The following is a 24,357-nucleotide window of genomic DNA, read 5'->3' on the forward strand; positions in this document are numbered from 1 at the left end:
TTGATATCATTGTATTTGCTTGAGATCCACGCTGGCATGCGCTTTGGCGCTGGAGAGCATCCTCGCCGTACTTGCATAATGGCGCTCAGTCGAGCGCTTCGCCGATCGTGTCTATTTGATGGTTCGCATTATAGCTGAAAAAAATTGCGACAACAGAAAAAAAATTCATTTGCGGTGATAAGTTTGTGTTATATTCTGCATGAAACGAAAATCCGGTGCTTGCCGGTTTCCGGTTGCTGCCCGAGGCGAGGTCTTTCAGTCTGATCTCGCGAGGAGCAGTCGCAATGCGACGTACTTGCCTGAGTGGTGGCGCTTGGCGCGGTCCATCGGCGGTCGTCTGGGAGGAGTGACCATGAATGGGATGAGGATGCCGTATCCAGCGGCATGGATGATCGTGGCCGACGAGGCTTTCGATGTCTGAACGTGGACAGATCATTATCGGTATCGATGCCGGGACCTCGGTGATCAAGGCGGTTGCCTTCGAGCTCTCCGGGCGCCAGATCGCGTCCGCTTCGGCGCGCAATCAATATGCGACCGGCGATGACGGTTCGGCGACGCAGTCTTTGACGCAAACCTGGACCGACTGCGTGACCGCGTTGCGCGGCCTCAGCGAGAAAGTGCCGGGCCTTGCCGAGCGCGCGGCGGCCATTTCGGTTACGGGGCAGGGCGACGGCACATGGCTCGTCGGCGCCGGCAATCGCCCGGTTGGCGATGCGTGGCTCTGGCTCGATGCGCGTGCGGCTCCGACCGTGACGCGACTCAGTGCCGGTGCCGGCAATCGCGCCCGCTTCGAAGCGACCGGGACCGGCCTCAATACCTGCCAGCAGGGCGCGCAGATCGCCCATATGGACCGCAATCAGCCCGATCTTCTCGATCGCGCCGAGGTCGCGCTTCATTGCAAGGACTGGCTCTATCTCAATCTCACGGGCATCCGCGCCACCGACCCCTCGGAAGCGAGTTTCACCTTCGGCAATTTCCGCACGCGGCAGTATGACGAAGCGGCGATCGATGCGCTCGGACTGTCCCGCCGCCGGTCGCTGCTGCCTGAAATCATCGATGGCACCGAGGTCACACATCCGCTTTCCGCCGATGCGGCGCGGGCCTGCGGGCTTCTTGCCGGTACGCCTGTCAGTCTCGGCTATGTCGACATGGTCATGACCGCGCTCGGCGCCGGCGTGCGCAGCGCGGGTCAGAACGCCGCCTGCTCGACCGTTGGCTCCACCGGCGTCCATATGCGCGCGAAGGCGGTGGCCGATGTGCAGCTCAATGCCGAGGGCACGGGCTATGTGATCGCCTTGCCGATGCCCGGGATCGTCACCCAGGTGCAGACCAATATGAGCGCCACGATCAACATCGACTGGCTGCTGCAAATGGCCGGCTCGCTGATGGCCGACGGCGGCAAGACGGTATCGCATGCCGATCTGATCGCCCGGATCGACAGTTGGTTCGCCGAGAGCCGGCCGGGCTCGGTGCTTTATCACCCCTATATCTCGGATGCCGGCGAGCGCGGTCCCTTCGTCAATGCCGCGGCTCGAGCTGGGTTCACCGGTCTTTCGATGCGTCACGGCTTTGCCGATCTGTTGCGCGCCGTCGTCGAGGGTCTCGGCATGGCGACGCGTGATTGCTATGCCGCGATGGGCGATATGCCCGAAGAGCTCAGGATTACCGGCGGCGCGGCGCGTTCGCGCGCACTTCGCGGTTGCCTGTCGGCGGCGGTCAATGCCCCGGTCAGGGTGTCCAGGCGCGAAGAGGCGGGTGCTGCTGGCGTTGCGATGATGGCGGCGGTCGCGATCGGCGCTTACCGCAACATGGACGATTGCATTGCCGAATGGGTGACGCCGCTGCTTGGCGAGGCCGAGGCGCCCGACAGCGAGCAGGCCGAGCGCTTCGAGCGCCTGTTCAAGGCCTATGTGATGGTGCGTGAGGCGGTAGCGCCCGCCTGGGATCAGCTGATCGCCACGCAATAACGGAAATCCCGCGCCGGGCCGCGACGTATGCGCGGCCGCGCTGAATGAATGTGTTGATGCAATGAGCATCCGAAGGAGCATGTTGATGACTGAGTCCGGAATGGTGGATCTGTTCGTGATCGGTGGCGGGATCAATGGTGCCGGCATCGCGCGCGATGCGGCGGGCCGTGGCCTGAAGGTCGTTCTGTGTGAGAAGGACGACCTGGCGCAGGGGACATCGTCGCGCTCCGGCAAGCTCGTCCATGGTGGCTTGCGCTATCTCGAATATTACGAGTTCCGGCTGGTGCGCGAGGCGCTCATCGAGCGCGAGGTGCTGCTGAACGCCGCCCCCCACATCATCTGGCCGATGCGCTTCGTGTTGCCGCATTCGCCGCAGGATCGCCCTGCCTGGCTCGTCCGTCTCGGCCTCTTCCTTTACGATCACCTCGGCGGCCGCAAGAAGCTTCCGGGCACCCGCACGCTCGATCTGCGCCGGGATCCCGAGGGAACGCCGATCCTCGATCAATACACCCGCGGTTTCGAATATTCCGACTGCTGGGTTGACGACGCGCGCCTCGTGGTGCTCAACGCGGTCGATGCCGCCGAGCGCGGTGCCGAGGTTCTGACCCGCACGGCAGCCGTCTCTGCCCGCCGCGAGAACGGCGGCTGGAGCATCACCACCAAGAACAGCGTCACCGGTGAAACCCGCAACTTCCGCGCCCGCTGTATCGCCAACGCGGCAGGTCCCTGGGTATCCGACGTCATCGGCCGCGTGGCCGGCGCTAACAGCAGCCGCAATGTCCGGCTGGTCAAGGGCAGCCATATCATCGTGCCGAAGTTCTGGGCGGGCTCCAACGCCTATCTCGTGCAGAACCACGACAAGCGCGTGATCTTCATCAACCCCTATGAGGGTGACAAGGCGCTGATCGGGACGACCGATATTTCCTACGAAGGCCGGGCCGAGGATGTCGCGGCCGACGAGAAGGAAATCGAATACCTGCTCACCGCCGTCAATCGCTACTTCAAGGAAAAGCTCCGCCGCCAGGATGTGCTGCACAGCTTCTCCGGCGTGCGTCCCTTGTTCGACGATGGCAAGGGCAACCCGTCAGCCGTGACGCGCGATTACGTCTTCGATCTCGAAGAGACCGGCAACGCGCCGCTTCTCAACGTCTTCGGCGGCAAGATCACCACTTTCCGCGAGCTCGCCGAGCGCGGCATGCAGCGCCTGAAGCATATCTTCCCGCAAATGTCCGATAACTGGACGGAGCACGCGGCACTTCCGGGCGGCGATATGCCGAAGGCCGATTACGAGACCTTCTTCAATGGCCTTAAGGAAACCTATCCCTGGATGTCGCGCACGCTCGCCGGGCACTATGGCCGTCTCTACGGCACCCGCACCCGCAAGATCGTCGGCGATGCAAAAGGTGTCGAAGGCCTTGGCCGTCACTTCGGTGGCCATCTCTATGAGGCCGAGGTTCGCTATCTCGTCTCGTCCGAGTGGGCGCTGACCCCTGAGGACGTGCTGAAGCGCCGTACCAAGCACTATCTGCACCTGACCGAGGCCGAGCAGGCCGCCTTTGCCGACTGGTTCGCCGGCGCGAATCTCGTTGCGGCCGCCTGAGGATACCGACATGGCATTGACCCTTTCCTTGAACACCAATCCGCTCGTCAATCGTTTCGCCGAGCCGGATGACCTGATCGAAACCGTGGCGCGGGATTTGCGCATTCGCGACCTGCAGCTCACCCACGAGTTCATCAATCCCAGCTGGCAGGCGCCCGTCATCCGCAGGCTGACCCGCAACATGTCCGCAGCACTCCAGCGCACCGGCGTCAGGGTGACCTCGGGCATGACCGGGCCTTACGGCCGCCTCAACCACTTCGGCCATCCCGATGCCGACGTTCGCCGCTACTATGTCGACTGGTTCAAGACCTTCGCCGATATCACCGCCGATCTCGGCGGGACCTCGATCGGAACGCAGTTCGCGATCTTCACCTACATGGATTTCGACGATCCCGCGCGGCGCGAGGAACTGATCAAGATCGCCATCGATTGCTGGGCCGAGGTTGCCGTGCATGCGAAGTCGGCGGGCCTCTCCTACGTTTTCTGGGAGCCGATGAGCATCGGCCGCGAGTTCGGCGAGACGATCGCCGAGTGCATGAAGCTGCAGGACCGTTTGACCGCCGCCGACATGGCCATTCCGATGTGGATGATGGCCGATATCGACCATGGCGACGTGACGTCGAGCAACCCCGATGACTTCGAGCCCTACGCCTGGGCGCGCGCCGTGCCCAAGGTCTCGCCGATCATCCACATCAAGCAGAGCCTGATGGACAAGGGCGGGCATCGGCCATTTACAGCCGAGTTCAATGCCAAGGGCCGCATCCAGCCGCCGGAGTTGCTCAAGGCGTTTGCCGAGGGCGGGGCTAAGGATAACGAGATCTGCCTCGAACTGTCCTTCAAGGAGCGCGAGCCGAACGATCGCCAGGTGATCTCGCAGATCGCCGAAAGCGTGGCGTTCTGGGCGCCCCACATCGACACCGGCATCGCCGACCTGCATATCTGACCGAAAGGCGAATCAACAAAAGAGGCGGGATATGCGCATGGCCAAATCGGGAGAAGACTGTCGATGAACGATCCGGAAGAATCGCTTGCGGTGCGAGCCGCCTGGCTGCATTACGCCGGCGGATTGACGCAGTCCGAGGTAGCCAAACGTCTCGGGCTGCCATCGGTGAAGACGCACCGCCTGATCGCGCGTGCGGTGGCCGAAGGTGTCGTCAAGATCAGCATCGAAGGCGACATCATCGAGTGCGTTGCGCTGGAGAACAGCCTCTCCGAACGCTTCGGCCTGCAATATTGCGAAGTGACGCCCTATGTCGGCGAAGACGAGTCGATCTTTCGCACACTCGGCCTTGCTGGTTCCAACTTCCTGAAGCGCGAGATCGAGCGCGGCGAGAATGCCGTGATCGGGCTTGGCCATGGCCGCACGCTGTCGACAGCAGTGCATCTCCTGCCGCGCGTTTCCGCCCGTGACCTGCGCTTCGTCTCGCTTCTCGGCGGCTTGACCCGAAATTACGCGGCCAACCCCTATGACGTCATGCACCGCATCGCCGAAAAGACCGGCATGCCTGCTTATGTCATGCCCGTCCCGTTCTTCGCCAATACGGCGGAGGACCGCGAGGTGCTCTTGGCGCAGCGCGGCGTGAAGGAGGTGATGGATCTCGCCAATGCCGCCACGCTCAAGCTGGTCGGGCTCGGCACGGTCGATACGCAAGCGCAGCTTGTGCAATCGGGCATGATCGAGGCCCGCGAGATCAAGGAAGTGGCGGTCGCCGGCGGCGTCGGCGAAATCCTCGGCTACTTCTTCGATTCCAACGGCCGGATTCTCGACACCGCGCTGACCGAGCGAACGCTCTCGGCCAACCTGCCGCAACCAAGAACCGAGCGGCTGGTGGCGCTTGCGGGCGGCGGCGGCAAGGTCGAGGCCATCCGCGCCGTATTGCGCAGCGGCAGCCTCCACGGGCTCATTACCGACGAACGTACGGCGGAAGCGCTTCTGCGCTAGCCGGATGATCAGATAGACGACGATAGGGAATAGGATTGCAGATGGCCAACTCACCACGCTTCTGGATCGGCACCAGCTGGAAGATGAACAAGACGCTTGCCGAGGCGCAGAGCTTCGCGAGCGGGCTCAAGGCTGCGGATGGCGCGCGCGATCCGCGCATCCAGCGCTTCGTTATTCCGCCCTTCACGGCGGTGCGCGAGGTCAAGGCGATGCTGGCGGAGACGTCCGTCAAGGTCGGCGCGCAGAACATGCACTGGGCCGATGACGGCGCTTGGACCGGCGAGGTGTCGCCGGTGATGCTCAAGGACTGCAATCTCGACATCGTCGAGCTCGGCCATTCCGAGCGACGGGAGTTCTTTGGTGAGACCGACGAGACCGTCGGGCTCAAGACCGAAGCGGCCGTTCGTCATGGATTGATCCCTCTTATCTGCATCGGCGAGACGCTGGCCGATCGCGAAAGCGGCCGTGCCGCCGAGGTGCTGGCGACCGAGGTTCGCGGCGCCCTTTCCAAGCTGACCGGCGCGCAGAAGCAAGCCGAGATCCTGCTCGCCTACGAGCCGGTCTGGGCGATCGGCGTCAATGGCATTCCGGCGACGGCCGAATATGCCGATGCGCGCCAGGCAGAAATCATTGCCGTTGCCGAGGAAGTGCTGGGTCGCCGCATTCCTTGCCTCTACGGCGGCTCGGTCAACCCTGGCAATTGCGAAGAACTCATCTCAAGCCCACATATAGACGGGCTTTTCATCGGCCGTTCGGCCTGGAACGTCGAAGGTTATCTCGACATCCTCGCGAAATGCGCCGCCAAACTTGACGCCAAACTCGAAGGAGAAAAAGCATGAAACTGGCAATCGCAGGAGACAGCGCGGGCGAAGGCCTCGCCAAGGTTCTCGCCGACCATCTGAAGGACCGCTATGAGGTGTCCGAAGTCTCGCGCACGAGCGCGGGCGCCGATGCGTTCTACGCCGGCCTGTCCGACCGCGTTGCGTCGGGCGTGATCGACGGCACCTATGACAAGGCGATCCTCGTATGCGGCACCGGCATCGGCGTTTGCATCTCCGCCAACAAGGTTCCGGGCATCCGCGCCGCGCTGACCCACGACACCTACTCCGCCGAGCGCGCCGCGTTGTCGAACAACGCCCAGATCATCACCATGGGTTCGCGCGTCATTGGACCTGAATTGGCCAAGGCTATCGCCGACGCGTTCCTGGCGCAGACCTTCGACGAAAACGGCCGCTCCGCCGGCAACGTCAAGGCGATGAACGAACTCGACGCGAAGTACAATCAGCGTTGATTGAATAGGAGATACGGTCCGCCTCTCGCGGGCCGTATCTTCCATGAGCGCGTCGACGAAGTCCGCGTTCATCCGGCAGCCCTTCTATCGTCTGCCAAGCTTTCCCGCACGAATATCCAAACGCCACCGAAAACGACAATCGCCAAGCGCGTCGTTTTCATAAGCTCGTGACATCAAAGGGCGGCTATGCCGGCTCTGATGATTTGAGACGGAGCGCCCTGTGGCAAACGAATTTTCATTCCCGCTTTCTCGCCGCCAAGCAATGCTTGCCGGAGCAACGATTTCATTCGCGATGGCCACCCCAGCCTTCGCCGCGAAGCAAAAGACACCACACACTGCAAAAGGAGCAACTCCCATGACCGGAAACTTTGTGAAGACGAAAGATGGCGTTGAAATCTTCTTCAAGGATTGGGGTCCGAAGGACGCCCAGCCGATCGTTTTCCACCATGGCTGGCCGCTCTCGTCCGATGATTGGGACGCGCAGATGCTATTTTTCGTCAGCAAGGGCTACCGTGTCGTTGCTCATGATCGTCGTGGCCACGGGCGTTCCGCGCAGGTAAGCGACGGTCATGACATGGACCACTATGCCGCCGATGCCTCCGCCGTTGCCGAACACCTTGATCTGCGCAACGCGGTCCACATCGGTCACTCCACCGGCGGCGGTGAAGTTGCTCGCTATGTCGTCAAGTATGGCCAGCCACAGGGCCGTGTTGCCAAGGCAGTGCTGGTCAGCGCCGTTCCCCCGCTGATGCTGAAGACACCGGGCAACCCGGATGGCACGCCAATGGAAGTCTTCGATGGCTTCCGCGCGGCGCTCGCCGCCAACCGCGCCCAGTTCTACATCGACGTCGCCTCCGGTCCCTTCTACGGGTTCAACCGGCCTGGCGCGAAGGTATCACAGGGCGTGATCGACAACTGGTGGCGGCAGGGCATGATGGGCTCGGCCAAGGCGCATTATGACGGCATCAAGGCGTTCTCAGAGACGGACCAGACCGAGGATCTGAAGGCGATCACCGTTCCAACGCTGGTGTTGCAGGGCGATGACGACCAGGTCGTGCCCTACAAGGATGCCTCGCTGTTGCAGGCGAAGCTTTTGAAGAACAGCACGCTGAAGGTCTATCCCGGCTTCTCGCACGGCATGCTGACGGTGGATGCGGATGTCATCAACCCTGATCTGCTGGCCTTCATCAAGGCCTACCCGGGTATCGATCAATCACTCTGGCGTATGTGGCCGGCTCATGTCGTGGGCTACGCACGCCAGGGTGCGCATTTGCCTTTCCGGCAAGACCGATTGCGATTCTCGGATGCCTCTTATGCAAATTTATCTCTGCTCATTATCCAGGCAATGAGATAAATAATTGGGCATTCAAAAAGGAGAAATGCAATGAAAATCGCCAACAGGATTGTCGAGTATTTTCAGCTCGGCAAAGCATACCGTGAACTTTCCCGCCTTGACGACGCTGCCCTCAAGGACATCGGTGTTAACCGCTCTGATTTGAAGCGTCGCGTATACGGTCGCTGATCAACCTCACGACCTGATTGCTTCCGAAGGGCCTGCTCAAGCGGGCCTTTGTTTTTTCTCCCAGTACCAAGCCACGTACATTCTCTTCCGGTCGTGCTTGATGGCCTTCAAGCGGGCCTTTATCGAACGGATGTCTTCCTTCTCGCAGGCAGCCCAGACGAATGTATCGTCGGTCATCGAGCCAATCGCGGTCTCGACCTCCTCGCGGAGAGTATTGCCTTCGCCGGCTCCATAGCTTCGGCGATGCAACCAGCGGACAGCAAGCGCGGCGCCGGATGGCAGTGGCTGCTCTTCCGACTTATCCGCGACTTCGATAATCGCCTGAATTCGCGTGCCCGCGGGCATCTCGGCAACGATGCGCGCGATGGCGGGGAGGGCACTTTCGTCTCCGGCCAACAGCAGATTTCCTGCCTCGGGAAGCGCTCCACCTCCTGGACCAAGCAAGGCCACCCGGTCTCCCGGCAGGGCATCGCGAGCGAAATCCGCTCCAGGCGTTTCGACGCCGGCAGAGCTATGCTGCAGAAAATCGATCCAGAGCTCGCCGCGTTCGATATCAACCGCGCGGATCGTGTAGACGCGGACCAATAAGGCGTCCTCGCCCTCCGGCCAGGCAACACGACCGTCCTCGCGCAGGCCCGGCCATACGGGCCGGCGGCCTCTGGGCGGGACGAGCAGGCGAACATGCATCTCGCCACCGATGAACGGCCTGACATCGGCGCAGCTGAATTTAACCCGGCGCATATGCGGCGTGACATTCTCGGCCGAGACAACCGTTGCCTCGTGGATATTGGGCAATTGCGCAAGCGCTGCGGATTGGGACCAGGACAGCTCTAGCGCATCGTCACCAGCGAAGTAGAACAGATGCTCGGCAATGCTGGTCCGGCTCATCTGCAATGCTTGTTGTGAAGGGCAAGTCAGTTCTATCGATAGTCGCTGATCGTCGATGCGTATGTCGGCGCAACCAAGCTTGCTGGTGAGTAGCGCCCCGTTCTCCGTGCGCCTCACATCCGCATGTTCGACGAAGTGCTCGCAGATCTCGCTCAGCATCTGGGCGGCGTCCCTCGGAATAGCGATGCCGGAGAGCTTGAATTCCTGGGTGGTGTTCATTTCACCTTCTCCTTTGCGCTCACGCTCGGCGCCATGTGGTTGCGACCGATCGGAAGCATGATGGGGCGGCCGGATGTGGGATCGATGATGATGCGGCTCTCAAGCCCAAAGACCTGCCGGACGTTGTCTTCGGTCAAGACCTGTTCCGGCGCGCCCGTGACGTGCACGCGACCATCGCTCATCGCAACGAGATAGTCCGCGTAGCGCGCGGCGAGATTGAGATCGTGGAGCACCATGACGACGGTGGTGCCGCGTTCCCGGTTGAGATCGGTCAGGAGATCGAGGACTTCGATCTGATGGCTGATGTCGAGGAACGTCGTGGGTTCGTCCAACAGAAGAATATCGGTGGCTTGCGCCAGCGCCATGGCGATCCACACGCGCTGGCGCTGGCCGCCGGACAATTCGTCAACAGCCCGATCGGCGAGTTCCGCCGTGTTTGTCGCCGCAAGAGCGCCATCCACCGCCTCATCGTCCTTGCTGCTCCAGCGCGAGAAAAGGCTTTGATGCGGATGCCGGCCGCGGCTGACGAGGTCGGCAACCGTGATGCCTTCCGGTGCGACCGGCGACTGGGGAAGCAGCCCCAGGGTGCGCGCCAGCTCTCGTGGCGGTGTCTTGTGGATGGATTTCCCATCGAGAAGCACCTGTCCCGCGATGGGCGACAGAAGCCGCGACATCGCTCGGAGCAGAGTGGACTTACCGCAGGCATTGGCGCCGACGATCACGGTTATCTTGCCGGGCGGGACAGCGAGGTCGAGGCCGTGCAGGATTTCCGTTTCGCCGTAGCCCGCAGAGAGATTGCCTGCTGTCAGAGTGCGAGCCATCATAGGGAACCTCCGGTCCGGTTGACGCGGACGATCAGGAAAATCAGATAGGGAGCGCCGAGTGCGCCGGTCACCACGCCAACAGGATAGCGGCCGGGTAACAGGAACTGCCCGATGTAATCGCCGCCGAGCACCAAGACGGCGCCGATCAGCGCCGAGGGGACGAGGAGCGATCCGCTGCCGCCGACGATGCGGGCGGCGATCGGACCGGCAAGGAATGCGACAAAGGCGATAGGGCCAGTCACGGCCGTCGCTGTTGCGATGACGCCGACGGCACCGATGATGATCATGATGCGGGTTCGCGATACGCGCACTCCGAGTGCCGCCGCCGTATCATCGCCAAGCCGGAGCGCCTCAAGGTCTCGGCTCCGGCTCAAGAGAAGACCGCCGAAGACGATGAGCGACAAGAGAAGCGGCGCAGCCTGGCCAAGCTGCACGCCGTTGACGCTGCCCGTCAGCCAGCGCATAGCCTCCTGCAGGTTCCACGCCGGCGCCTGCGACAGGATATAGGAGATGATGCTCTCCAGCATGGCCGAGACCGCGATCCCGACCAGAACCAGACGCGTCCCCGCCACGCCGTTTCGTGACGAGAGGCCGTAGACCAAGAGGGCAACGCCAAGCCCCGCGACCACCGCGAAGATCGAAACGAATGGTCCCTTCATCGACAGCACGATGATCGCGAACACGGCCGCTGCGCCGGCGCCCGAGCTTATGCCGATAATATCGGGGCTGGCGAGCGGATTGCGCAGCATGACCTGAAAAGCCACGCCGCCGAGACCGAAACTCAAGCCGGCGAGAATGGCAAGCACGGCGCGCGGCAAGCGCAGCTGACCGACCGTAAAGCTCGCGCCCGGTACGTTCTCTCCCATCAGCACGCGAAGAACATCGCCCGGCGGTGTCACCGTCTGCCCGACAGAGAGCGTGAACGCAAAGATGGCGATGACGAGCAGCAGAAGCGCAAGCACAACGGACGCATGCCTGCGACCGCGGCGGCGACGGCTGGTGGCGATCAAACCTGATATGGCCGAAGGCATGGTCACAGTTCACGAACCCTTTGGCGTCTGACGATCCATATGAAGAACGGCGCGCCGATCAGGGCGGTGACAACGCCGACATCGAGCTCGGCCGGACGAGCGACGATGCGTCCGACGATATCGGCGGCAAGGAGCAGGCACGCGCCGCCGATGGCGGAGAAGGGGAGGAGCCAACGGTGATCGACGCCGATCAGCAGCCGGCAGAGATGCGGGACGACGAGGCCTATGAAGCCGATCGGTCCGCAGATTGCCGTTGTCGCGCCGCAGAGCAGAATTGCGCCAAGCGCGCCCATGCCGCGCGCCACTGCCACACGTTCGCCGAGCCCGGCCGCCAGATCGTCGCCCAGCGCAAGCGAGTTGAGTTTCCGGGCGGAAAGAAAGCTGATCGCAAACCCCACCGCCAGGAAAGGCAGAACCGGCACGATCCGCTCAAAGGCCGCCCCGCCGACGCCGCCGATCTGCCATGAGCGTATGCCGCCGGCGATATCGACGCGTGGCAGAACGACGGCAATCACCATGGAGGCGAAGGCGACCGAGGTCGCAGCGCCAGCAAGCGTCAGCTTCAGCGGCGTCGCGCCGCCACGGCCCAACGAGCCGATGGTGTAGACGAAGCAGGCAGAGCAGCCGGCACCAACAATCGCTGTCCAGACATAGGCTTCGGCGGAGGCGATGTTGAACCATGCGACGCCGACGACCACGGCAAGCGAGGCGCCCATGTTGACGCCGAGGATACCGGGATCGGCCAGCGGGTTGCGCGTCACGCCCTGCATGATCGCACCCGCAAGCCCAAGCGCGCCGCCGGCAAGCATGGCGAGGACAGTACGCGGGACGCGAACGGCAACCGCAGCCTGGCCGATATCATCGACATGTCCGAAGAGCGCCGCGCCGATATCGCTCCACGGCACCTGACGCGTGCCGACGGTGATCGACAGCGCAAGCAATGCCAGGAGCAGCACGAATAGACCCGCCAGCCACAGGCCCCGGGCGCCGTTCGACCGTGCGGCGATGGCCGCCGGCGCGACCGTCTTTCTCGATGAAGTCATTTCGACTTTTCCACGCCCTCGGCAAGCAAAGCGACATAGTCCTTCAGCACCCAGGAGATCGAGAGCGGTGTGGGATTTGCGGCTGTCCCGACGCTGTTTGCGCCGAGAATAACAATCGCCCCCTTTTCGACAGCCGGCATCTTGGACATCAGCAGGTTTGCCGTGACCGCCGACAGCAGTTTCGTATTGCCATAGGTCACGACGAGATCGACGTCGTCAAACATGTCGATGCGCTCGGCGCTTATCGAGCCCGAGAATTTGCCAGGTTGCGAGACATCGACAACGCTCTTCGGGCTCTCGAGCCCGAGATCCGTGAAGAATTTCACGCGTGTATCGTTGGTCGTGTAGAAGTTGATTGTACTGAGGTCGAGTGGGTTGAGATGCGTGACGAACATGGCCTTCTTGCCGCGAATCTCCGGGTGCGTGGCAACAGCCGATGCGATCTCGCCTTCGATCTTCTTGATCAGCGCCTCGCCCTCCGGCGCCATCCCCATCCCGGCGCTATTGAGGCGGATCATCTCGCGCCAGTCGGTGGACCAAGCGGCGTCAGGGTAGGCGACAACCGGGGCGATCTGGCTCAGCGTATCGTAATCGGCCTGGCTGAGTCCGGAGTATGAGGCGAGGATGACGTCGGGATGCGTGGCCGCGACCGCCTCGAAGTCGATACCATCCCCCTCGTCGAACAGCACGGGCTTGTCGGCGTGAAGTTCCTTCAGCCTCTCAGCGACCCAGGGCAAAAGACCATCACCGTTATCATCGCCGAAATTGGCTTTCGCAAAGCCCACGGGCACGACGCCAAGCGCGAGCGGCACCTCGTGGTTCGCCCAGGCGACGGTGGCGATCCGTTCAGGCTTTTTCAGGATGATCGTCGTGCCGAGCGCGTGCTTTATGGTGATGGGGTAGGTGACGCCCTCATCGGCGAACGCGCCGCGAATGGGCATCATCAATGCGCATATCACCACCGCGAGGGTAAGGCGCCAGAACCGAAACATTGTGCAAACTCCGCCGAACGTATAAGTGGACCCTCACTTTCAGGTTAAGGCGTGAGCGTCAACGGCAATGCGTTTGTCGAATGGCCAGGCAGGCGAGATTCCCATGGTATCCTACAAAACGCGGAAAACTTACAATACTAGACAATCTCGCTCAAGTTAGAGGCTGTGACCGGGGATGTAGACGAGACCATGCCGGCTGGCGACTGCTTCGCGCATTTCGCAACGTCGTCTGGTGCGTTCCCCTGCAACCGGCATGCACTTTCGGTCTCCACCGGGTGTCTACCATGGTGAAATCAGCTTCTGGAACGCGAATATGAATATCGAAACAAAAGGCCTGCGCTCTCAACGAACCCGTCTTCGCTGGCGCAAGGCGGTGCTGCTGGGATGCACGGCCATCAGCGCTCTTGCTCCTGCCGTCTCCTTTGCGCAGGACGCATCCAGCTCGGATTCCGCGACGACGCTGGCGCCGATCGTTCTGGAAGGGCGCAAGGCCTCGGGCACCAGGATCGATACCAGTAACGATTCGAAGTCGATCGTCGCCACGCAGACCACCGGCGCCGGCAAGTTGGCGACCGAGATTCTGGACACGCCGGCCTCCGTTTCGGTCATTACCTCCAAAGAAATCGAGGAGCGCAATGCCGACACGATGGAGAAGGTGGTGCAGTACACCTCGGGTGTCGTCACCGACTTCTACGGTTCGGACGATCGTTTCGACTATTTCGATATTCGCGGTTTCACGCCCTACACCTATCGCGACGGGTTAGCGATCGGCAGAACGTTTGCAGGTGTCCGGGAGGAGCCCTATGCATTTGAACGCATCGAGATCCTGAAGGGCGCCAGCTCCTCAAGCTTCGGTTCGGCGGAACCGGGCGGCTCTGTCAACTACGTCACCAAGACGCCAAAGTCGGAGCGTTTCGGCGAAATCTATGCGACCGGCGGCTCTTTCTCCCACAAGGAAACCGGCTTTGATTTCGGTGACAACATCACCGCGGATGACACGCTGTCCTATCGCCTGACCGGCAAATTGCAGCGTGCGGACGACGAGTACGATTTCTCTCAGAACGACGAGAACTTCATCATGGGCGGCCTGACATGGCGCCCGACCGCCGCGACGAACCTGACTGTGGTCTTCGATCACCTGGACAAGGATGGCGTTCCCGGCAGCGGCGGCCATCCACTCGGCACCGATTTCGACCGGAGCGTCTTCTTCGGCGAGCCGGACTACTATTTCAACTCGACGAACCGCAACACTCTGAACGTGATGTTCGACCACGACTTCGACAACGGTCTGAGCTTCAGCTCCAAGGCGCGTTACAGCCAGTCGAACGATGGTTTCGGCAGCGCCTATATCGGAAGCACGCCGACCGACGGTTCAACAACAGCCGGCCGCTACTTCTTCGGTAACGAGAGGTCGAACGAGCAGTTCATCATCGACGCGAACCTTGCCTACGAAGCAAATTTCGATGACGTCGAAAGCCGGACGCTTCTCGGTGGCGAGTACAACGCGTTCAAATCGGACAGCGACAATTTCTACACGGGGGCACCTTCGATCGACTGGCTGAATCCAGTCTACACGGGTGGCCCTGGCCCAATGTCGCCTTACTCGAGCACCCTGAACGACCAGAAGACGGCCGCAGTGTATCTGCAGCAGGATCTGACGTTTTTCGACCGGCTGACGGTCAGCGTCGGCTTGCGCAATGACTGGCTCGACCTCGACGAGACGAACCAGCTCACCGGCGTGACCACCTCCGGCACTCATAGCGAATTCACCAAGCGCATCGGCGTCAGCTACAAGCTGACCGACGAATGGGCGACCTATGCGAGCTACGCCGAATCCGCTGCTCCGCCCGCAGCCGGGGCCGATCCGACGACCGGAAAACAGTACGAAGTCGGCGTCAAATACAAGCCCGACGCATTTCCTGCCTTGTTCACCGCTTCGGTCTACGACCTGACCAAGGGCAACATCACCGTCGCCGATCAGGTCACTTATCTTCCGATCACGGTCAACAAGGTCCGGCACCGCGGCTTCGAATTCGAAGCCAAGGCGGAGATGACGGACAACATCAACCTGATCGCCAGCTACAGCTACATCGATTCCCGTATCGACGAGCCGGGCGGCGTGAACGACGGCAACCGCTTGATGCGCGTTCCCAAGCATTTCGCTTCGGTGTGGGGTACCTATACGCTGGAAGGCGATGGCCCTCGCGGCGACATGACCTTTGGTCTCGGCGCGCGCTACACTGGCGCCTACTTCACCAACATCACCAACACGATTTCAGCCGACAGCGCGGTCGTGTTCGATGCCGCCTTCACCTACAAGTTCGCCGAGAACACGACGCTCCAGCTGAACGCCAGCAACCTGTTCGACGAAAAGCACGTCGCCAGCAAGGATGGTGGCGCGGTCTACTACAATCCCGGCCGCACGATCATGGCAACGCTGCGCCAGACCTGGTGATCGAACCTTGAAAACACGGACTGTCCCGCCCGCCATGTGCCGGCGGGACTTTCGCCTTAGATACCCTGACGAATTCGCCGCCAGGCAGCCGGTGTTTCGCCAACGATCTGTCTGAAGACCTTGGTGAAATGCGCCTGATCGGAGAAGCCGAGCTGGGCCGCCACGCCGGCAACCGTCACGCCCTCGTCCAGCAAGGTTCTTGCGAGGTCGATGCGCTTGGCAAGCTGCCATTGTAGCGGGGTCTTGCCGGTGGTCTGCTTGAAAACGGTGGCGAACCAGCTCTCCGACAAGCCGACCGTCGCCGCCATGTCGGCGACGGACATTCGGTAATCGCTTGTCCTGTCCATGCGAGCGTTGAGCCTGTTCATCTGCGCCTGCGTCATGCGGCCATCGCGTTTCTCGCTGCCTTCGTCCGGCAGGTCGAGAAGTCCCGTGACGATGCTGCCAATCAGGCTTTCGGCATAGAGGGCATGCCGCGACGGCTTCGATATCTCGTCGACGAGCAGCCCGCCCAACGTCTGCACGGCGCCCGCATCCTGGATCTCCACCGGCCGGCGCAGGGCCGATAGCGCGGCCGAGCTGCCAAGCGAAGGCGATAGAAACTTCAAAATCCGGTCCTTGTGCATATGCAGGTTCAGGTGTGAGAACCGGTGCGTGGATCGGCTGGTGGTCCACATCGGCACTCCAGCAGGCACGTAGATGGCACGGGTCATCGATCGGGCATTGTTGGAGAAGTCGCCGTTCTGGTTCGACACATGGATCTGAGATGAGACGTCGTTGAAGAAGATCATGATGCGCGGATCATCGGCCAGATAATAGCCCTTCGCCCCAGACTGGCTTTCTGCTTCCCAGTAGGCGCTCACCAGGCCATCGAACTGGCGCCATTTCACCGGAGCAACAACCCGAATTCCCTCGGTGTGCCATTTCATCGTGTGCCAGAAAGCCAATGCCAAGATCCGTTTACGCTGAGATGGCGGCGCATGCGCACGGCATGACCCTTGCGCCATCTCTTAATCATCCACGCCCTTGCCACACCAAGGCGCATATCGAAAGAAAGATGATTTTAATACTCATATTTATTAGCAATAACAAGAGCGGAGAGCATCTCCCCGGCTGAACACCTTCAGCGCCGCATCATTCGAACAGGTCGGGATTGTCCGCCTCGATCTGCGGCAAATCCGACAAGATCCCATTGAGATGCGCGCGCATAGCGCCAGCGGCGGCGTCCGCGTCGCGTCCGTCGATCGCCGTAATGATCGCCTCGTGCTCCGCAATCAGCCGCATCATGGAATCGGGGTGGCGAAGCTGCAGATTGCAGACGCGGTCCATATGGGCCTTGATATCGGCGATGGCGTTCCAGGCCAGGCTGCAGCCGGCGCCTTCGGCAATCGCGATATGGAACTGCTCGTCCTCGCGCCGGAATGCGTTGTGATCGTGCGCCTCCATGGCCATCCGCTGCTTGCCGATGATCGTATCGATCCGGCGGCGCGTCCAGCTGTCGAAGCTCTCGCTGGCGCGCCGCGCAACGGCGGTCTCCAGCGCCTCGCGCACGAAACGCGCCTCCATCATCTGCCGCGCCGAGATTCGGACGACGACGGTGCCACGGTTGGGGCGCACGTCAACCAGCTTCGACCTCCCGAGCGCGATCAGCGCCTCGCGCACCGGCTGTCGCGAGACGCCCATGCGGGTCGCGATCTCCTGCTCGGAGAGCCGCGTTCCCGGCGCCAGTTCCAGCTTGATGATCTGCTCGCGCAGGTCGCGTTCCACCTGCGCCGCAGCGGTTTCGCCGGTCTCAATCTTCAAGGATTCGAGGTTCATGTCTTTCGTCGCCGTCATCCGTTGACATCCAATTTAAACCACCATACAGTACCATACAATTCAAACGCAACATAAATCCGGTGGCCTAAAGCCGGGAAGAAAGGGAGGGCCGGCACGATGTGTCGGCTTGGAGGGAAACGTGCTGTCCAATTTCATTGCGCCTGATTCCAGTGATCCGCGGCTGAACATTAAATCCCGCTACCAGATGCTTGTCGATGGCAAGTCGGTGGATGCCGCATCCGGCCGCACGATTGATCGTGTCAGCCCCGGTCACGCGGGCGTCGTGGTCGGCACCTGGCCGGAAGCTTCGGCCGATGATGTACGTTTGGCCGTTGCCGCCGCCCGCCGCGCCTTCGATACCGGCCCGTGGCCGCGCATGTCGGGTGCGGAGCGCTCGCGCCTGATGTTCAAGGTGGCCGATCTGATCCTCAAAAATCAGGAAGAGCTTGCGCTGGCCGAAAGCCTCGAAGTCGGCAAGCCGATCGCCCAGGCGCGCGGCGAGATCGGCTTCTGCGCCGACCTCTGGTCCTATGCCGCAGGCCAGGCGCGCGCTCTGGAAGGCCAGGCTCACAACAACATCGGCGATGATCGCTTAGGCCTGGTGCTGCGCGAAGCCGTTGGCGTCGTCGGCATCATCACGCCGTGGAACTTCCCCTTCATCATCGCATCCGAGCGCGTGCCGTGGGCGATTGGCGCGGGCTGCACCGTCGTCCTCAAGCCGTCCGAATTCACCTCCGGCACCTCGATCCGCATGGCGGAACTGGCGCGTGAGGCCGGCATTCCCGATGGCGTGTTCAACGTCGTCACCGGCTATGGCGATCCGGCCGGCCAGCTGCTCGCCGAAGACCCTGGCGTCGACATGGTCGCCTTCACCGGCTCCGTACGTGTCGGCACAAAGCTCGGCGAGATCGCGGCACGTAGCGTCAAGCGTGTCGGGCTGGAGCTCGGCGGCAAGGGTCCGCAGATCGTCTTCGCCGACGCGGACCTCGAGGCCGCCGCCGATGGCATCGCCTATGGCGTCTATCACAATGGCGGCCAATGCTGCATTTCAGGCAGCCGACTGCTGGTTCAGGAAGGCATTCGTGACGCATTGATGGAGCGCCTGCTCGACATCTCGCGCAAGGTAACCTTCGGCGATCCGCTGAACGACCGCACCAAGATCGGCGCGATGATCTCGGAAGCCCATGTCGGCAAGGTCCATTCCTACGTGGAAGCCGGCATTGCATCCGGTGCGGAACTGCTGCTCGGCGGCGAGCGCGTCGGAAAGGACACCGGCATTTACTACGCACCCACCGTCTTCGCAGGCGTGAAGCCGGAGATGTCGATCGCCCGTGAGGAGATCTTCGGGCCGGTGCTTTCGACCTTGACCTTCAAGACCGCGGACGAGGCCGTCGCGCTCGCCAATGCCAGCGAGTTCGGCCTGTCCGCCTCGGTCTGGTCCACCAACCTCGAAAACGCCATGCAGAGCATCCGCCGCATTCGCGCTGGGCGCTGCTGGATCAACAGCGTCATCGACGGCACGCCGGAGCTGCCGATCGGCGGCTACAAGAAAAGCGGCCTCGGCCGCGAACTCGGCCGCTATGGCTTCGATGAATATTCCCAGTTCAAGGGCGTGCACGTGACGTTCGGGCGACCGGCGCCGTGGTTCGGCTAAAGCATGTCTCCCGAAAGTGGTCACCGGTTTCGGGATAAAGACATGCGACGAAACAAGAAGCTGAAGCGCATCAGCGAATCTGAAAGATCGCGACGCGCTTCAGGGAAATAAAGGGATAGGACGTTTCCGCTTTTGGGAGAAGGCGGGACGTCTGGGAGGAAAATCTCGGCCGGCGTGATCTTTGGTCGGAGCCCGCCAGCCGAGACTTGGGTCTTTCGACCCACATTGCACATCCATAAGGGAGGATACGCAAATGAAATTGACCAGGTTGAAAACCGCAGCACTCGCCGCGGGTATCGCCACGATGATGACATCTACGGCATTGGCCGCCGACGTCAAGGCAACGATGATCATCTATCTCGATCCGAGTGTCCAGTTCTTCAACCCCGTGGTGAAAGGCGCCAAGGACGCGGCGGCACAGTTCGGCGTCGATCTCGACGTGCAGTACGCCAACAACGATCCGGTCCGCCAGAACGATCTGATCGAAAGCGCCACGGCAGCAGGCGTCGATGGCATCGCCGTCGCCATCTCCTCGTCGGATGCCTTCGACGATAGCATCTGCGCGGCGGTCAAGGCCGGCATCGTCGTCATCGGCTTCAACAATGACGACCTCGAAGGCGCCAAGGGCAATTGCCGCCAGGCCTATGTCGGCATGAACGAGTTTTCTTCCGGCTACGAGCTCGGCAACCGGATGATCAAGGAATTCGGCCTGAAATCCGGCGACGTCGTCTTCAACCCGCGCGAAATCCCCGAGGCGAGCTTCGCGGTCGCGCGTGGCGGCGGCATCGAGAAGGCGATGAAGGAAAACGGCATCAAGGTCGAGACGGTTCGCGCCGGGCTTGATCCGGCCGAGGCGCAGAACATCATGGCGCAGTTCCTGATTGCCAACCCCAACGTCAAGGCCGTGTTCGGCACGGGCTCGGTCACCTCGACCGTCGGCGCCGGCGCTATCAAGGACGCGGGCGTGAAGGTTCCGTTCGGCGGCTTCGACCTCGCGGTCGAGATCGTCAATGCAGTCGAGTCAGGCGCGATGTTCGCGACCATGGACCAGCAGCCCTACCTGCAGGGCTATTACCCTATCGCCCAGATCGCGCTCTCGAAGAAGTACGGACTGACCCCGACCGACGTCGACACCGGCCAGGGCGCCTTCCTCGACAAGTCGCGCATCAGCTCGGTCAAGCCGCTGATCGGCAGCTTCCGCTAACCGCGTTTCGTGGGAGCCTGCCGGCGATGTCGGCAGGTTCTCCGTCTCCAATCGATCGAGTACCAGACCGTGACACCAATTCTTGAGACAAGTGCCGCGCCCCGGTCGCGGACGCAGAAACAACCGATGATCCGGCAGATCATGGCGATGCCGGCAGGCGCGATCTTCCTCGTCTTCATGACGCTGCAGATCGTCTGCATCGCAGGCGCCTTGCTCTATCCCGATCAGTTCCGCTACCTCTCGCCGCAAAACCTGACGATCCTGATGAAGGCTATCCCCGTGCTCGGCTGCCTGGCGCTCGGCGCCGGTGTGCTGATGATTGCGGGCGAATTCGATCTCTCCATCGGCTCCGTTTACACCTTCACCGCCATCCTGATGGCAAGCCTCGTCGGCGCCGGAATGAGCGCCTTCATAGCCGCCCCGCTCGGCGTTCTCGCCGGCATCATGATCGGCCTGCTCAACGGCCACATCACGCTGCGCTTCGGGCTGCCGTCCTTCATCGTGACCCTTGGCGGCCTTTTGTTCTGGCGCGGCGCAGTGCTGCTCTATAACGGCGCGGTCCAGGTTCGCTTCGATCCGGAACCGATCTTCACCAGCCTGTTCTCAGGCACGCTGCTCGGCATCAACGCCGCCTTCATCTGGATCGTGCTCTTCGTCGTCGGTTTCCACTACCTCGTCCACCGTCACCGCTTCGGCAACCATGTGTTCGCCACCGGCGGCAATCGCGGCGCTGCGGAAGCGATCGGCATCAACACCAACCGCGTCAAGCTCGTGGCCTTCGCGATTGCCGGCGGCATGGCGGCAGTGGCCGGCATCATTGCAACGGCCCGCGTCGGCAGCGTGCAACCGGGGCAGGGCGCAGGACTGGAACTCCAGGCGATCGCCGCCTGCGTCATCGGCGGACTGTCTCTGCGCGGCGGACGAGGGTCGATCATCGGCATCTTCCTGGGCGTGCTGCTGATCCACACCATCACCGACGTGCTGCTTCTCCTGCGCGCACCGGGCTTCTATCTCGACATGTTCATCGCGACGCTGATCGTGCTGGCCGCCATCTTCAACCATCTTATCGAGCGGCGAGGTCTTGCGTGATGTCGGCCCCCAATCTTCTTGAACTGCACAACATCTCGAAAAGCTTCGGCGCGCTGACCGCGCTGCGCAATCTAAGCTTCCACATCGGCGAAGGCGAAGTGGTGGGGTTGCTCGGCGACAACGGCGCCGGCAAGTCGACGACCGTCAACCTGATCTCCGGCATCCACAAGCCGACGGACGGTTATCTCAGCGTCGATGGAAAGAAGACGGCATTCACCTGCCGCTCTGATTCCGCCGATGCCGGTATCGAAACCATCTATCAGCATACGGCGCTGGTGGATTCGCTCTCGATCACCCGCAACATCTTCATGGGCCGCGAACTCACCGATCGCTTCGGCTTCCTGCGCCAGCGCGAAATGCGCGAGATCGCCATGGAGGTGTTGCAGAACGCCGTCCACATCTCCGGCATCGATAGCCCCGATACGCTCGTCGGTAATCTCTCCGGCGGCCAGAAGCAGGCGGTCGCCATCGCCCGCGCCGTCTATTTCAAGAAACGCGTGCTGCTTCTCGACGAGCCGACCTCGGCGCTCTCGGTGCGCGAGACGGAAGCGCTCTTGAACCAGGTGTTGAAGCTCAAGGCGGAGAACGTCTCCAGCGTGCTTGTGACCCACAACATCTATCACGCCTATCAGGTCTGCGACCGCTTCGTGATCATGAGCCACGGCACCAAGGTGTTCGATGTCGACAAGGCGGACACGACGATCAACCAGCTGACCGAATATGTCGTGCTCACCTGATCCCACCCAACAGACGGAAGGGGCATAGCCCGTGACCATTTCAGTATCAGTACGCCAGGTCGTCGGACCAGAGGACGCCGCAAGGCGTGACACGCAGGGCCTGCGCGACGGCTTTGTGATCGAGAACCTGTTTCGCCCCGGCGAAGCAAATCTCACCTACAGCCACCTCGACCGCATGATCGTCGGCGGCGTGGTGCCGACTGTGAAGCCTCTGGAGATCGCTGCCATCGCCGAGACCGGCACGGAGCGCTTTCTCGACCGCCGCGAGGCCGCCATCGTCAACATCGGCGGCGCAGGCACGGTCAGCGTAGGGGGTAAGGCTTACGAACTGGGCTTCCAGGAAGCGCTCTATATCGGAATGGGCGAGGGAGCGTTGAGCTTCGCAAGCCGCGATCAAGGCGAACCGGCGCTCTTTTACCTCTTGAGCGCACCCGCGCATCGGACCTGCCCGACTGTTCATATCACCCGCGAGATGGCGAGGAAGGTGGTCGTGGGTTCGGCGGAGGAATCCAACGCCCGCACCATCAATCAATACGTCCACCCCGATGTCTGCGACAGCTGCCAGTTGCTCGTCGGGCTGACCATGTTCGAGCCGGGTTCGGTCTGGAACACCATGCCGGCGCATGTTCACGATCGGCGTATGGAGGTCTATCTCTATTTCGGCATGCAGGAGCAGACGCGCATCTTCCACTTCATGGGAGAACCCAGCGAAACGCGGCATGTCGTGCTGAAGAACCATGATGCGGTGCTGTCGCCCGGTTGGTCGATACATTCGGGTGCAGGAACCGGCCGTTACGCCTTCATCTGGGCCATGGCTGGCGATAATATGAGCTTCACCGACATGGACAAGGTGCCGATGGAAGACCTGCGATGAGCCTTTTCGATCTCACCGGCCGCTGGGCCATCGTCACCGGCGCCAATACCGGCATCGGCCAGGCCATCGCGGTTGGCTTGGCTGACGCAGGCGCTGATATCGTCGGCGTCGGCCGCTCGGCGATGGACGAGACAGCGGACGCGGTCACATCGACGGGGCGCCGGTTCGTATCGCTCAAGGCGGACCTGTCCGATACCGGGGAGGCGAAGGCCGTTGTCGAACGCGCCCTTGCCGCCGGCGCCTCGCCCGACATCCTCGTCAACAATGCCGGCATCATCCGTCGCGCCGACGCGCTGGAATTCACGGAGGAGGATTGGGACGCGGTGCTCGACACCAACCTGAAATCGGTCTTCTTCCTCTGCCAGGCCTTCGCGAAGGCCGCGGTCGCGCGGCAATCGCCGGCAAAGATCATCAACATTGCCTCGCTCCTCTCCTTCCAGGGCGGCATCCGCATCCCGTCCTATACGGCGGCGAAAAGCGGGCTTGCGGGGATCACCAGGCTGATGGCGAACGAATGGGCCTCGAAGGGCATCAATGTGAACGCCATCGCCCCCGGTTATGTCGAAACCAACAATACCGAGGCGCTTCGCGCCGATGCCGAGCGTAGCGCCGATATCCTCAAGCGCATCCCGGCCGCCCGCTGGGCCAAGGCCGAGGATATGGTGGGCACGGCGGTCTATCTGGCGTCGCGCGCTTCCGATTATGTTCATGGCACGGTGCTGCCGGTCGATGGCGGCTGGCTTGCCCGATAGGAGATGATAATGGCCGATCACTACACGCTTCCCGACGACATCACCTGGACCGAAGTCGCGCCCGGCAACCGCCGCGCCGTACTGTCCCATCGCCCCGAGGCGATGCTGGTCGCCTTCCGCTTCGAGCCCGGCGCGATCGGCGCGCTGCATTCGCATCCGCATACCCAGGTGAGCTATGTCGCCGAGGGTGCCTTCGACGTGACCGTGGATGGCGTCACCACAAGGCTGGATGCCGGCTCGAGCTTCATCGTTGCACCCAACCTGGTGCACGGGGTGGTCGCGCTTGAAAAGGGAATGCTGATCGACACCTTCACGCCACGGCGGGATGATTTTCTTTAGTCACGTCAGTTCCATAAGATAGATTATCGAACAAACGTATGTAGCCGCAAAGTTAGAATGTCCTAATTTAGCAAAGTTAGAGTGTCACACTCCCCGCGTTTGATAACGCGGAGACG

22 protein-coding genes and 1 pseudogene are annotated in these 24,357 nt (G+C 61.9%); 16 read left to right on the forward strand and 7 right to left on the reverse strand.

The features are described from left to right. The first annotated feature begins 413 nt into the window (after positions 1-413). From ACCD05_RS20180 to ACCD05_RS20215, 8 genes and pseudogenes are all read left to right on the forward strand, one after another. Complete coding sequence (locus ACCD05_RS20180) at positions 414-1,967, forward strand: FGGY-family carbohydrate kinase (RefSeq protein ID WP_112950373.1); 1,554 nt, start codon at positions 414-416, stop codon at positions 1,965-1,967. Between the two features lie 85 nt (positions 1,968-2,052). Beyond that, positions 2,053-3,567, forward strand: coding sequence for a glycerol-3-phosphate dehydrogenase (locus tag ACCD05_RS20185; protein WP_111565097.1), 1,515 nt, complete (start codon positions 2,053-2,055; stop codon positions 3,565-3,567). Positions 3,568-3,577: 10 nt separating this feature from the next. After that, a complete protein-coding gene (locus tag ACCD05_RS20190; RefSeq protein ID WP_112950390.1) occupies positions 3,578-4,510 on the forward strand; it encodes a TIM barrel protein in 933 nt (310 codons plus the stop codon). Positions 4,511-4,573: 63 nt separating this feature from the next. Next, positions 4,574-5,509 (forward strand): sugar-binding transcriptional regulator, encoded by a 936-nt coding sequence (locus tag ACCD05_RS20195; protein ID WP_112950372.1) that lies wholly within the window; start codon positions 4,574-4,576, stop codon positions 5,507-5,509. 41 nt (positions 5,510-5,550) lie between these two features. Continuing rightward, entirely contained in the window at positions 5,551-6,348 is a 798-nt protein-coding gene (locus ACCD05_RS20200; RefSeq protein ID WP_112436005.1) for a triose-phosphate isomerase, read from the forward strand. Further along, positions 6,345-6,800 carry an RpiB/LacA/LacB family sugar-phosphate isomerase gene (locus ACCD05_RS20205; RefSeq protein WP_047503606.1) on the forward strand — a complete coding sequence of 152 codons (456 nt, stop codon included), beginning with the start codon at positions 6,345-6,347 and terminating at the stop codon, positions 6,798-6,800. The genes ACCD05_RS20200 and ACCD05_RS20205 overlap by 4 nt, the downstream gene beginning before the upstream one ends. A 220-nt stretch (positions 6,801-7,020) precedes the next feature. Then, positions 7,021-7,995, forward strand: a pseudogene (locus ACCD05_RS20210) (alpha/beta fold hydrolase); the annotation flags it as partial. 189 nt (positions 7,996-8,184) lie between these two features. Then, positions 8,185-8,322: a DUF1127 domain-containing protein gene (locus tag ACCD05_RS20215; RefSeq protein WP_111565103.1), complete on the forward strand. Its 138-nt coding sequence runs from the start codon at positions 8,185-8,187 to the stop codon at positions 8,320-8,322. Between the two features lie 36 nt (positions 8,323-8,358). On the opposite strand, the gene ACCD05_RS20220 is transcribed toward ACCD05_RS20215, so the two are convergent. Genes ACCD05_RS20220 through ACCD05_RS20240 form a run of 5 tightly spaced genes read right to left on the reverse strand, consistent with a single transcriptional unit; the run spans position 8,359 to position 13,271 of the window. After that, a complete protein-coding gene (locus ACCD05_RS20220) occupies positions 8,359-9,429 on the reverse strand; it encodes a siderophore-interacting protein (protein WP_112950371.1) in 1,071 nt (356 codons plus the stop codon). Further along, the gene (locus tag ACCD05_RS20225) at positions 9,426-10,253 is read right to left on the reverse strand and encodes an ABC transporter ATP-binding protein (protein WP_112436007.1); all 828 of its coding nucleotides are present in this window, start codon (positions 10,251-10,253) and stop codon (positions 9,426-9,428) included. The genes ACCD05_RS20220 and ACCD05_RS20225 overlap by 4 nt, the downstream gene beginning before the upstream one ends. Further along, positions 10,250-11,284: an iron ABC transporter permease gene (locus tag ACCD05_RS20230; protein ID WP_162724686.1), complete on the reverse strand. Its 1,035-nt coding sequence runs from the start codon at positions 11,282-11,284 to the stop codon at positions 10,250-10,252. Before ACCD05_RS20230 ends, ACCD05_RS20225 begins: the two co-directional genes overlap by 4 nt. Before the next feature lie 2 nt (positions 11,285-11,286). Beyond that, on the reverse strand, positions 11,287-12,327 hold the full coding sequence (locus ACCD05_RS20235) for a FecCD family ABC transporter permease (protein ID WP_413394860.1): 1,041 nt from the start codon (positions 12,325-12,327) through the stop codon (positions 11,287-11,289). After that, positions 12,324-13,271: an iron-siderophore ABC transporter substrate-binding protein gene (locus ACCD05_RS20240; protein WP_413394868.1), complete on the reverse strand. Its 948-nt coding sequence runs from the start codon at positions 13,269-13,271 to the stop codon at positions 12,324-12,326. The genes ACCD05_RS20235 and ACCD05_RS20240 overlap by 4 nt, the downstream gene beginning before the upstream one ends. A 361-nt stretch (positions 13,272-13,632) precedes the next feature. On the opposite strand from ACCD05_RS20240, the gene ACCD05_RS20245 reads away from it, so the two are divergent. Beyond that, positions 13,633-15,774, forward strand: a complete 2,142-nt coding sequence (locus ACCD05_RS20245; protein WP_112950367.1) for a TonB-dependent siderophore receptor — start codon at positions 13,633-13,635, stop codon at positions 15,772-15,774. 56 nt (positions 15,775-15,830) lie between these two features. Here ACCD05_RS20245 and ACCD05_RS20250 read toward each other — a convergent pair whose 3' ends face one another. Together ACCD05_RS20250 and ACCD05_RS20255 are read right to left on the reverse strand one after the other, a co-directional pair. Further along, positions 15,831-16,721 carry a helix-turn-helix domain-containing protein gene (locus ACCD05_RS20250; RefSeq protein WP_112989568.1) on the reverse strand — a complete coding sequence of 297 codons (891 nt, stop codon included), beginning with the start codon at positions 16,719-16,721 and terminating at the stop codon, positions 15,831-15,833. A gap of 187 nt (positions 16,722-16,908) precedes the next feature. Further along, positions 16,909-17,610: a GntR family transcriptional regulator gene (locus ACCD05_RS20255; RefSeq protein ID WP_047503627.1), complete on the reverse strand. Its 702-nt coding sequence runs from the start codon at positions 17,608-17,610 to the stop codon at positions 16,909-16,911. 121 nt (positions 17,611-17,731) lie between these two features. Here ACCD05_RS20255 and ACCD05_RS20260 point away from each other — a divergent pair, with 121 nt between their 5' ends. The 7 genes from ACCD05_RS20260 to ACCD05_RS20290 all read left to right on the forward strand — a co-directional run bounded on the left by ACCD05_RS20260 (position 17,732) and on the right by ACCD05_RS20290 (position 24,241). Continuing rightward, entirely contained in the window at positions 17,732-19,246 is a 1,515-nt protein-coding gene (locus tag ACCD05_RS20260) for an aldehyde dehydrogenase family protein (protein WP_112989575.1), read from the forward strand. Between the two features lie 253 nt (positions 19,247-19,499). After that, positions 19,500-20,450: a substrate-binding domain-containing protein gene (locus ACCD05_RS20265; protein WP_112950365.1), complete on the forward strand. Its 951-nt coding sequence runs from the start codon at positions 19,500-19,502 to the stop codon at positions 20,448-20,450. A gap of 69 nt (positions 20,451-20,519) precedes the next feature. Then, positions 20,520-21,539: an ABC transporter permease gene (locus tag ACCD05_RS20270; RefSeq protein WP_183795221.1), complete on the forward strand. Its 1,020-nt coding sequence runs from the start codon at positions 20,520-20,522 to the stop codon at positions 21,537-21,539. After that, positions 21,539-22,276: an ATP-binding cassette domain-containing protein gene (locus ACCD05_RS20275; protein WP_016554332.1), complete on the forward strand. Its 738-nt coding sequence runs from the start codon at positions 21,539-21,541 to the stop codon at positions 22,274-22,276. Before ACCD05_RS20270 ends, ACCD05_RS20275 begins: the two co-directional genes overlap by 1 nt. A 31-nt stretch (positions 22,277-22,307) precedes the next feature. After that, positions 22,308-23,150, forward strand: coding sequence for a 5-dehydro-4-deoxy-D-glucuronate isomerase (gene kduI / locus ACCD05_RS20280; protein WP_112950162.1), 843 nt, complete (start codon positions 22,308-22,310; stop codon positions 23,148-23,150). Next, on the forward strand, positions 23,147-23,902 hold the full coding sequence (gene kduD / locus ACCD05_RS20285; RefSeq protein WP_112437412.1) for a 2-dehydro-3-deoxy-D-gluconate 5-dehydrogenase KduD: 756 nt from the start codon (positions 23,147-23,149) through the stop codon (positions 23,900-23,902). Before kduI ends, kduD begins: the two co-directional genes overlap by 4 nt. A 3-nt stretch (positions 23,903-23,905) precedes the next feature. Next, positions 23,906-24,241 carry a cupin domain-containing protein gene (locus ACCD05_RS20290; RefSeq protein WP_409527962.1) on the forward strand — a complete coding sequence of 112 codons (336 nt, stop codon included), beginning with the start codon at positions 23,906-23,908 and terminating at the stop codon, positions 24,239-24,241. The last annotated feature ends 116 nt before the right edge of the window (positions 24,242-24,357 follow it).

This window comes from Rhizobium sp. Rhizsp42 (assembly GCF_047304155.1).
In the GTDB taxonomy this organism is placed as follows: Bacteria; Pseudomonadota; Alphaproteobacteria; order Rhizobiales; family Rhizobiaceae; genus Rhizobium.